Origin of the sequence: Sphingomonas sp. CCH10-B3 (assembly GCF_001556185.1) — a bacterium.
GTDB lineage: Bacteria > Pseudomonadota > Alphaproteobacteria > Sphingomonadales > Sphingomonadaceae > Sphingomonas > Sphingomonas aquatica.
This window is the reverse complement of the sequence record NZ_LSIJ01000050.1, coordinates 1-9,078: the sequence shown is the minus strand read 5'-3', so window position 1 is coordinate 9,078 and position 9,078 is coordinate 1. Positions and strand designations below refer to the sequence as shown.

Genomic DNA, 9,078 nt, shown 5'->3' with positions numbered 1-9,078 from the left:
GTTCGTGCACATCAGCGCGGTCGAGCAGGCCGGGCTGACCGGTCTTGCCGAAGGCCAGCCGCTTGGTTTCACGCTGGTCGATCGTGGCGGTCGCATTTCGGCGACCGACCTGAAGATCGAAGGCGAGCCGATCGCGGTGCAGGAGCGTGCGCCGCGCGAAGGCCCCGCCGGTGGCGGCGGGCCGCAGCGCCAGCTGACCGGGGAAAAGGCGACCGGCACGGTCAAGTTCTTTAACGCAATGAAGGGCTTCGGCTTCATTCAGCGCGATGACGGCCAGCCCGATGCCTTCGTGCACATCAGCGCCGTCGAACGCGCCGGAATGCCGACACTGAACGAAGGCGATCGCCTTCAGTTCGAACTCGAAGTCGATCGGCGCGGCAAATATGCCGCCGTCAATCTCTCGGGCATCCAATAGGCTGGCATCCGGGTTTGGGCGGGTCCGGTCAGCATGCTGCCCGGGCCCGTCACGGCGTTAAGCCCTGACGCGTTCTCCGGCCCGCTGCAGCCATGACTCAAGCCATCGCCTTTTCGATCGCGACCGCCCGGGATGTGCCCGCGCTGCATGCGCTGGTCGAATCGGCGTATCGCGGCGACTCGGCACGGGGTGGGTGGACGCATGAAGCCGATCTGCTCGGCGGCCAGCGCACCGATCAGGCAGCGCTGGCCGAGGCCATTGCCAGTCCTGACCAACTGATCCTGCTGGCGCGTGATGCCGCGGCGATCCGCGGCTGCGTCGAGCTGACGCGAGTCGGCGCGGGCCGAGCCTATCTCGGGCTGTTGTCGGTCGCACCCGAGTGGCAGGGTCGCGCGCTCGGCAAGGCTTTGATCGATGCTGCCGAGGCCGAGGCGCAAACGCGGTTCGGCGCGACCCACATCGAAATGACGGTCATCCGCCAGCGGGCCGCGCTGATCGCCTATTACCAGCGGCGCGGCTATATCCTGACCGGCGAGACCCGCCCTTTCCCTTATGGCGACGAACGCTTCGGCCGCCCGCGCGTCGATGACCTGTCCTTCGTCGTCCTCGAAAAGCCGCTCAGGTCACCAGCCGCCTGACCGCATCGAGCGTGTCGGCCTCGGCGGCGGGCTTATCGGTGCGAATGCGCGCGATGCGGGGAAAGCGCATGGCGACGCCCGATTTGTGGCGCTTCGACAGATGGATCGAATCAAACGCGATTTCGAGCACGAGTTTGCGCTCGACTTCGCGCACGGGGCCAAAACGGGCAGTCGTGTGGTCGCGCACGAACTTGTCGAGGAATTTGAGCTCCTCGTCGGTGATCCCCGAATAGGCCTTGCCCACCGGCAACAGGTCACCGTCGGGGGTCCAACAGCCGAACGTATAGTCCGAATAATAGGACGACCGCCGACCACTGCCGCGCTGCGCGTACATCAGCACGCAATCGGCCGTGAAGGGATCACGCTTCCATTTGTACCACAGCCCGGCGCGGCGACCGGTGACATAGGGTGAATCGCGCCGCTTGAGCATCACGCCTTCGATCGCAGCATCGCGCGCGCCGGCCCGCATTGCCTCCAGCGCCGTGAAGTCAGGTGCCTCGATCAATGCGCTGACATCGAACTGATCGGGCGGCAGACGGCGCGCAAAGGCTTCGAGCCGGCGGCGCCGCTCGTGCCACGGCTGGGTGCGGAGATCTTCGCCCGCGTCGAACAGGATGTCGTAGAGCCGCACGAAAGCGGGGGCGTCGGCAAGCATCTTTGCCGATACGATCTTGCGCCCCAGCCGCTGCTGAAGCGCGTTGAAGCTCGCCGCACCTTCGTGGCCAAGGTCCTTGCCCTGCGCATCGCCCCTTACCATCAGCTCGCCGTCGAGCACGCCGTCCACGGCGAAAGCACCCGCGACTTCGGGAAAGCTCGCGGTGATGTCGTCGCCCGCGCGCGAATAGAGCCGGGTCGCGCCACCCGCCCGCACGAGCTGGACGCGAATGCCATCCCATTTCCATTCGGCAGCATAATCACTCAGGTCGACACGCAAATCCTCTAGCGGCTGCGCCAGCATGAACGCGCGGAACAGCGGCAGGTCGGCGGTGACCGGGGCCTCGGCGCGTCCTTCGGCCCAGGCGAAGAGTGCGGCATAGGGTGGAGCAAGGCCGTGCCATAACTCCTCGACGGCTTCGACATCGATGCCAAACGCTTGCGCAAAGCCGGTTTTGGCAAGCCGCGCCGACACGCCGATCCGCAAGGCGCCGGTTGCCATCTTGAGCAAGGCGAACCGTTCCTCCGCCGTCAGCCGATCAAGCATCGCGGCAAGTGCCGCCGGCGCATCCGACCGCGAAAGGCCGAGCAGGGTCGTCACCACTGTATCGAGTGACAATGGTGCGGGATCATTAGGCAGCGACGGCGCCGGCCATAGCAACGCAACCGTCTCGGCAGTGTCGCCGACATAATCGCGGCTCATCCGGAACAGCACCGGATCGACACGCGATTCGATGAGCGCGCGGATTACCGCCGGCTTGATCGCGCGAATGTCGAGCGTCCCGGTCAGGGCCGCCATCGCCCAACCACGGTCCGGGTCTGGCGTCGCGATCAGATAATCGGCGATCAGCTTCAGCTTGGCATTGCGCGAACGCGTGTAGATGAGCGCATCGAGCAGGTTGGAAAAAGCACGCATCAGCCGATCAACGCCCGCGCCATCGTTTCAGCCGCGCTGGAAAAACAACAGCATCACCAGCCGCCCGTCGGCGGGCGATTTGCCGAAGCCGGGCGCGGCATTGTGGAACAGCCATGGGCTGAACAGCACCAGCCGATTGAACCGCATCGGCGCGGTCATCACCTTTTCCCAGCGCGCGGGCTTCAGCGTATCGGCGTTGACGACGCGTTCGACGAGATCGTTGACGTCGGCAAAGCCCGACCTGGCGAGCGCCAGATCATCGGCGGGCACGCGCTCCAGCCCGGTCGGCTTGTGGCGAAAGAAGTCGGTTCCGCCGCGCGCATGTTCGGGCAGGCTGAGATAAAGGATGCCCGAATAGAAGCAGGGATCGATATGGACGCCGCTTGCGCCCTTGTCGCCCGCCAGCGTCAGCCGGCAATGGCCGTGGCTGGTGCCTGCCATCGGCGCGACCGGGACGCCGATCCGCGCCGACACCGCTTCGTCGAATCCCTTGATCGCGAGCGGCCGATCCGACAGCAGGCCCGGATAATTACCCGCCTTGGTCGCCGGGTCATAGCCGAGCCCGAGCGCCGCGCGCCGCACGCCGTGCGGATCGGCCAGAAAGTCGTCGATGATCATCAGCGAAGGCAGCACAGCGCGCGTGCTGCCAGTTTTTGCGGTTGAGCGAAAGCTTGTCACCGCAGGCGCCCGTGCTGCGTATCATTGGCGATGGACCGTTCCGATGCCGCCAACCTGCTGATCGATGCGACCCTGGCGATGGCCCGCGAGGGCGTGCCGCTGATGCGGCGCCTTCTGCCCTCTGGCGTCCCTCAGCATCTGTGGGACCATTATCCCGAAGGTGATGCGGTCGCGCCGAGCGGGTCACGCTATTTCTACCACAGCCATCCGCCCGAAGAGCGAGGCACCGACGAGCATGGCCATTTCCACTTGTTCCTGCCGCGCCGGGCAATGCCCGATCCCGATACTCCCCGGCTCGCCGCCGTCGAGCCCGCACATGATGGGGTCCATCTGGTGGCGCTGTCGGTCGCGCCGAGCGGCCTGCCGGTACGCGCTTTCACGACCAATCGCTGGGTCACCGACGAATGGCTGTTCGATGCCGCCGCGATCATCGCAGCGCTGGACCGGTTCGATCTGCGCGGCGCGCCTGGCGACCCGCTTGTCAACGATTGGCTGACCGCCGCCGTGGCGCTCGCGCGACCGGTGATTGACGCATTGCTGACCTCGCGCGACGCCACGCTCGCAGCGCTTGATCCCCGCGGCGAGGATCGCGCCGTCGAAGTCCTGTCATCGGCACCGCTCGATTTGCAGGCATTGCTCGATGCCTGACCATTATGGGACGCGGGCGCACCATTGCCGGTAACCGCGCAGTCTTGCCGAACGAAGCGCTGTTGAGGCCAATGTCTCTCTATCTGAAAGGAAAATCCTCGATGCGTTCGATCAATCTTGCCACGCTGCTGTCGGTTGGCGGCGGGCTCGGCCTCGCGCTGCTGCCAGCGACTGCCCGCGCCAATTGCAGCCCATCGGTCCGCACACCCGCGCCGGGTGGCGCGCCGATTACCGATATCGGCGGCGAGCAGTTCAACCCTCAGGCCGAATATCAGCTTGGCCTCGCCGCCTTCAACAAGGGCGATTTCCGCCGCGCAAACTCGGCGTTTAGCCGCCTCTTGCCCTATGCCCCGAAAGCGCCCGAGCTGCTTTATCTGCTCGGAGCGTCGCGGGCGGGCCTGGGCAACCACAAGGGTGCGGTGAAGATGCTCGAAAAGGCCGTCAAGCTGGCGCCCGACCTGATCGTTGCCCAGCGCGATCTGGCGATCAGCTACGCCAAAATGGGCAGCACTGCCGAGGCGCAAACCATGCTCGCCCAGCTGAAGGCGAAAGCAAGCGCTTGCGGTGCTGACTGCGACAGCGGCGCCGAGCTGACGGCTGCGGTCGCGCAAGTCCAGGCGGCAATGCCTGCCTGACGACCGGTGGCGCAGCGGCTCGGTGAAGATGCCGCTGCGCCATTGACGCCGTCGCTTGCGGCTCGCCATGATGGCCGGGTGGAGGAGGCGGCGTGACGGCGACCGATCAAGGCGTACGGCTGGACCCGGCTTGGCGCATGGCGCTCAGCGGTGAGTTCGCCAGTCCTTACATGGCCGATCTCCGCGCCTTTCTGGTTGCTGAGCGGGCGGCCGGTAAAGCGATTTTTCCAGCCGCCAGCGCGTGGTTCCGCGCGCTCGACCTGACGCCGCTCGACCGGGTTCGCGTCGTCATTCTCGGGCAGGATCCCTATCACGGGCCGGGGCAAGCGCATGGCCTGTGCTTTTCGGTGCCGCCGGGAGTTCGACCGCCGCCGAGCCTCGGCAATATCTACAAGGAATTGCGCGATGACCTCGGCATCGGTCCGCCGGGCCATGGCTGCCTCGAAAGCTGGGCGCGGCAGGGCGTGCTGTTGCTCAACAGCGTGCTGACGGTCGAAAGCGGCCGCGCCGCCTCGCACCGCGACCGCGGGTGGGAGCGCTTTACCGATGCCGTGATCGCGCAGATTGCCGCGAGGCCCGAGCCGGTCGTGTTCATGCTGTGGGGCAGCTATGCGCAGAAGAAGGCGGGCTTCGTCCATAGCGCCGATCGCGGCGGGCATCATCTGGTGCTGAAGGCCGCCCATCCCAGCCCGTTGTCGGCGCACAATGGTTTCCTCGGCTGCCGCCATTTTTCCAGGGCCAATGCCTTTCTCGAAGCGCGCGGGCTGCCGCCGATCGATTGGCGATTGCCGCCCGCGGACTAATCGGCGGGGGGTTTTTCCGCGCCCAGGCTCGCCTTCAGCGCGTCGTAATTCTCCTTGGCTTCATCGCTCTTGGTCAGCGTTTCGATGCCGATCATCACGACCTTCGACAGCCCGGCGATCCACGCCAGCACCAGCGCCAAGCCCGCCAGCACATGGCCGAGCACCACCGTCAGCCCCAGCAGCAGCTGAAGCATCAGCCAGAATAGGCCGCCAGCAATCGCGGGACCCAGCGCGAGCACGAACAGAGTGATCGGCACCGCCGCGCAGCCGATGTCCTTTTCGCGCCACACCGCCAGGATCAGCGTGGTCATGCCCGCCAGGGTGAGCGCGAGCAGCATCATCGTCGACCAGCCGCCCGCTTGCCACACCGCCCAGGCGATTTCGGGCGTGACGCGCAGATTGAGCGCGGCCGTGTCGAGCGTCGCGAGCCAGCCGCGATCGCAGTTCCACGCATGCGGTTCGGCCTTGGTCGCCGCGGCAATGTCGCCGGGCGTGGTGCGTGTGGCCAGCCGCTCACGCTCGATCGTCGCGCGCAGCCGCTCCATATCGGAAGGCCGCGGCGTGAAGGGGCGAGCACCCAGCCCTTCGCGCAGCAGCGGCGTGGAATCGGTGGTGGGGCGCGGGACGGGCAAGCCGACATCGCGTTCGAGCGGCGCCATTACATTGCCGATCGGGTCTGCCACCTCGCTGCCGGCGGCGGCGCGGGCGCGCGCTGCCCGCTTGCGCAGAATTTCAAGATCGGCCGGCAGGGCGCCATAGGGGCGCTCAAGATGCGGTGCGGGACCCGGCGTCAGCGTTTCGCGCGCGGCGGTCGACCCGCACCATTCGATGCCGTGGCGATCGCGCCCGGCGCGCGTGTAAAGATCGGCAATCGCCCCCGGCTGCACCGCGGCCAGACGATCGTGCAGCCGCCGCGTCAGCGCCGCGCCTTGCTGGGCAACGCTGCTCGGCTCGATCTTCTGCGCTTCGAGATATTGGCCGAGCGCGACCAGCGCGATGCCGACCGCAATCCACTGCCAGCGCCGCTTGCGGAACAGGAACGCCTTGAGCCGTTCGACAAGCGTCATGCGCGGGCCCCCGGATGATGGCCCATCCTACCGATCGGTTGCCCGACCGACAAGCACTGCCCCATGGTCGGCCGCGGCCTCGGCTTGAGGCACGGCCCAGCACCGCCGGACCGATCGGCGCTTTGCGGTTGCCGCCTTGGCGCGATATCAACCCCGGCATGCGCTCTTCGTCCTACCGCACGCGCCTGCGCGCGTTTCAGGCCATGCGTGGCGACGATCCGCCGCCGGGCTTCATTGCCGATCTGGAATTTCTGGAGAATCGCGATCTCGACCTGTCGGTGCGGATCGGCGGGATGCTCGCGTTCAATGCGCTGATGGTGACGATCGGCACGCACCCGATTTCGGCGAGTCCCGGCGCGCCGCTCAGCCTTGATGCCGCCACCCAGCCGGGGCTGACGATCGCGAGCCTGATCGGCCTGGCGCCGCTGATCGCCTCAAGCGCGCTGTGCCTGCGCGCGCTGCTGCTGGGCGAGGAATTCGACACCGACGGGCTGGAGAGCGACGGCGACGACGCCCCGGCCAAGCTGCAACGCCGGTTGTTCGCGGCCTTCGTCCATTCGATCGACGCGCAGGGCCGGTTGCTGCGGCAGGCGGTGGTGACGACTTTGGTGGGGGGTGGGGTGACGTTGGTGGTGTGGGCGGCGATATTGGCGGTGAAGATGTGGCGGTAGCGGTGGGCCATCATTGCCAAATTTAGCGCAGAATCGTATAACCATCGACATGGCACAAATGAACATCTCGATCCCCGAAGCGCTGAAAAGCTGGGCGGAGGCGCGCGTGGCCGAAGGGCGCTACAGCAGCACCAGCGATTACGTTCGCGATCTGGTGCGCCGCGATCAGGAATATGCGGAGAAGCTGAAGGCCTTGCAGGCAGCGATCGACGAGGGGCTGGCGTCGGGCGTGAGCGAGCGGACCATCGAAGACATTATCGCCGATCGCAGGAAGCGGGACGGCTTGGTTTGACGCCCGTCACGATCAGTCGTGACGCCGACGCCGATCTCGACGGTACTCTTCACTACAGCCATGCTGAATTGTTGCACTCTATCCTTTGAGCAAAGGCAATGGAGGACTGTCATCTCCGACCAGATAGGCATCTTCGGGAGCATGTTGCAGAATCTCCAATTTTAGCACCGACAATAGGCGGGGTATGCCATCGGCTGTCCTCTCAACGAGACTTCTCACACGTACATATGAGCCAAGAAGATCACGCGCTCGAACGCCCGGCAAATCGCGGTAGGCGCACCGGACATCCCGAATTTGCTCATCATCAATGCCTCTAAGGTCAAATCGATGCGCATCAAGGTCAATCTCACGAACATATCCAGACAACTGTAACTCTTCACCATGGATTACCGGCTTTATAAGAGACTCTCGAATTGCCTTCCTGTGTTCAATAGTTAGTCGAGCGGGTTTTTCAATTTCACCGCTAATAGATAACGTATCTATTCCTCGACGGCCACTTGGAGCAAGTCGCTGTACAGCAAGAAGTGCGGCATCCCGGACCCGTGGATCAGAAATCTGCTCCGAAACCTCTTCTAACTTGACCTCCTCTTGATCGTTTTCTACTAAGTGAGCCACCAAATCGATGCGACTCAATGCTTGCCGAGTAGATACGAACATTGTGTCGCGGTCTTTTAGCAGCGGGAAATTGCCTTTTTTGTCAATTTCAGCTGACATACCAAAAAGAAGGCTCCCTCGAGCCATTCCGCTAAGTGAGAGATCAAGTGATGAAGGTGAGACACGGCCCTCAGCCCAATCTCCCAAAATGACCTTTGTAAGATCAGTGATTTGCGAAGTAACTGTTTCAAATATAGATGTGATTAACTGCATTCTCGGCCTATCTTCGAACGCTTCGCCTTGCAGGCGAAAAACGATGTCCGAGCGATCCCGTAGGTCAGCTAAAGGAAAATCGATTGTGTAAATACGCTCCAGCGTCTTGTATAAGTCGTCAATACCGCAAAACGGAACTTCTGGATCAAGATGGGATTGTAGCGCCGCGATCTCGCGGACTAGAAGCCTTGCTTGCTTTTCGAGTTGCTGTTTCCACGAAGTCATATCGTGATCCTTAACAGCCCCTTTAGAACACCAAGCGGGGCCCCGCGGTCAAGCGCTTCTTCGGGCCGCAGGTACTGAAAATAAGCAGCAAAATTATTTCCTCTATTTTCTACCGTCGGATATAGATCAACGCGGTGTTGCTCCTTTAATTCTTGGTGCCTTGGCTGCCAAGCTCTGACCCATTCACGTTGATTTCGCTCCGTAAGATTTCCAATCATTGCCACCGCATCAATATCGCTTGGCAGTTCCTTGTCCGTTACGAAACTCCCATCCACGATAAGGCCTTTGATCGGGGGCATCGTGCTTAACCAATCGAGCGCCCGTTCCAGTCCGCGAACTAGTGATGCACGATGGTCATTGAAAGCCAAACGCTCAGCAATTTCTCCAAAATCGGAATCATGAATTCCCTCGGGGAGCAGGCCAAATTCGTTCCAATCCGGAATTGCCATAGTTGTGCTTTAAAGCCCCCCGTGGGCCTTCTTGTAGCATTTTCTAGCCCTAATCAATAACTCCCCTAGCCCGGCTTATTCATCGGGTTCGGTCAGAAGGGTTGGCGGGAGTGGTTTAAG

At 63.4% G+C, this 9,078-nt stretch carries 12 protein-coding genes; 7 read left to right on the top strand and 5 right to left on the bottom strand.

The window, feature by feature from the left end; translation table 11 throughout:
- Together AX672_RS19190 and AX672_RS08460 are read left to right on the top strand one after the other, a co-directional pair.
- Positions 1 to 415 (top strand): cold-shock protein (locus AX672_RS19190; RefSeq protein ID WP_269454041.1); only part of this gene is annotated, 415 nt, incomplete at its 5' end.
- 92 nt (positions 416 to 507) lie between these two features.
- Positions 508 to 1,053, top strand: coding sequence for a GNAT family N-acetyltransferase (locus AX672_RS08460; RefSeq protein ID WP_066650713.1), 546 nt, complete (start codon positions 508 to 510; stop codon positions 1,051 to 1,053).
- Here AX672_RS08460 and AX672_RS08455 read toward each other — a convergent pair.
- Positions 1,034 to 2,623: a cisplatin damage response ATP-dependent DNA ligase gene (locus AX672_RS08455; protein ID WP_066650712.1), complete on the bottom strand. Its 1,590-nt coding sequence runs from the start codon at positions 2,621 to 2,623 to the stop codon at positions 1,034 to 1,036. The two genes, AX672_RS08460 and AX672_RS08455, sit on opposite strands and share 20 nt — an antisense overlap.
- Positions 2,624 to 2,650: 27 nt before the next feature.
- Complete coding sequence (locus tag AX672_RS08450; RefSeq protein WP_231731232.1) at positions 2,651 to 3,241, bottom strand: DUF6445 family protein; 591 nt, start codon at positions 3,239 to 3,241, stop codon at positions 2,651 to 2,653.
- A 90-nt stretch (positions 3,242 to 3,331) separates the two neighbouring features.
- Between AX672_RS08450 and AX672_RS08445 the strand changes: the two genes are divergently transcribed.
- From AX672_RS08445 to ung, 3 genes are all read left to right on the top strand, one after another.
- Positions 3,332 to 3,949 carry a DUF6969 family protein gene (locus tag AX672_RS08445; protein ID WP_066650710.1) on the top strand — a complete coding sequence of 206 codons (618 nt, stop codon included), beginning with the start codon at positions 3,332 to 3,334 and terminating at the stop codon, positions 3,947 to 3,949.
- A 101-nt stretch (positions 3,950 to 4,050) separates the two neighbouring features.
- Positions 4,051 to 4,584, top strand: a complete 534-nt coding sequence (locus AX672_RS08440; RefSeq protein WP_202189282.1) for a tetratricopeptide repeat protein — start codon at positions 4,051 to 4,053, stop codon at positions 4,582 to 4,584.
- A 92-nt stretch (positions 4,585 to 4,676) separates the two neighbouring features.
- On the top strand, positions 4,677 to 5,387 hold the full coding sequence (gene ung / locus AX672_RS08435) for a uracil-DNA glycosylase (protein WP_269454040.1): 711 nt from the start codon (positions 4,677 to 4,679) through the stop codon (positions 5,385 to 5,387).
- On the opposite strand, the gene AX672_RS08430 is transcribed toward ung, so the two are convergent.
- The gene (locus tag AX672_RS08430; RefSeq protein WP_066650708.1) at positions 5,384 to 6,454 is read right to left on the bottom strand and encodes a hypothetical protein; all 1,071 of its coding nucleotides are present in this window, start codon (positions 6,452 to 6,454) and stop codon (positions 5,384 to 5,386) included. The genes ung and AX672_RS08430 overlap by 4 nt on opposite strands.
- Before the next feature lie 158 nt (positions 6,455 to 6,612).
- Between AX672_RS08430 and AX672_RS08425 the strand changes: the two genes are divergently transcribed.
- Both AX672_RS08425 and AX672_RS08420 read left to right on the top strand, forming a co-directional pair.
- Positions 6,613 to 7,125: a hypothetical protein gene (locus AX672_RS08425; RefSeq protein WP_066650707.1), complete on the top strand. Its 513-nt coding sequence runs from the start codon at positions 6,613 to 6,615 to the stop codon at positions 7,123 to 7,125.
- A 49-nt stretch (positions 7,126 to 7,174) separates the two neighbouring features.
- Positions 7,175 to 7,417: a type II toxin-antitoxin system ParD family antitoxin gene (locus AX672_RS08420; protein WP_066650706.1), complete on the top strand. Its 243-nt coding sequence runs from the start codon at positions 7,175 to 7,177 to the stop codon at positions 7,415 to 7,417.
- A gap of 78 nt (positions 7,418 to 7,495) precedes the next feature.
- Here the strand turns inward: AX672_RS08420 and AX672_RS18555 are convergent, their stop codons facing one another.
- On the bottom strand, positions 7,496 to 8,509 hold the full coding sequence (locus AX672_RS18555; protein WP_168727401.1) for a hypothetical protein: 1,014 nt from the start codon (positions 8,507 to 8,509) through the stop codon (positions 7,496 to 7,498).
- Positions 8,506 to 8,958, bottom strand: a complete 453-nt coding sequence (locus AX672_RS18550; protein WP_168727400.1) for a DUF6932 family protein — start codon at positions 8,956 to 8,958, stop codon at positions 8,506 to 8,508. Before AX672_RS18550 ends, AX672_RS18555 begins: the two co-directional genes overlap by 4 nt.
- Positions 8,959 to 9,078: the final 120 nt, after the last annotated feature.

Coding starts and splice junctions, on each gene's coding strand:
- AX672_RS08420 (WP_066650706.1), top strand. CDS start 7,175: ATGGCACAAATGAACATCTCGATCCCCGAAGCGCTGAAAAGCTGGGCG.
- AX672_RS08425 (WP_066650707.1), top strand. CDS start 6,613: ATGCGCTCTTCGTCCTACCGCACGCGCCTGCGCGCGTTTCAGGCCATG.
- AX672_RS08430 (WP_066650708.1), bottom strand. CDS start 6,454: ATGACGCTTGTCGAACGGCTCAAGGCGTTCCTGTTCCGCAAGCGGCGC.
- AX672_RS18555 (WP_168727401.1), bottom strand. CDS start 8,509: ATGACTTCGTGGAAACAGCAACTCGAAAAGCAAGCAAGGCTTCTAGTC.
- AX672_RS08440 (WP_202189282.1), top strand. CDS start 4,051: ATGCGTTCGATCAATCTTGCCACGCTGCTGTCGGTTGGCGGCGGGCTC.
- AX672_RS08460 (WP_066650713.1), top strand. CDS start 508: ATGACTCAAGCCATCGCCTTTTCGATCGCGACCGCCCGGGATGTGCCC.
- AX672_RS08450 (WP_231731232.1), bottom strand. CDS start 3,241: ATGATCATCGACGACTTTCTGGCCGATCCGCACGGCGTGCGGCGCGCG.
- AX672_RS18550 (WP_168727400.1), bottom strand. CDS start 8,958: ATGGCAATTCCGGATTGGAACGAATTTGGCCTGCTCCCCGAGGGAATT.
- AX672_RS08445 (WP_066650710.1), top strand. CDS start 3,332: ATGGACCGTTCCGATGCCGCCAACCTGCTGATCGATGCGACCCTGGCG.
- AX672_RS08455 (WP_066650712.1), bottom strand. CDS start 2,623: ATGCGTGCTTTTTCCAACCTGCTCGATGCGCTCATCTACACGCGTTCG.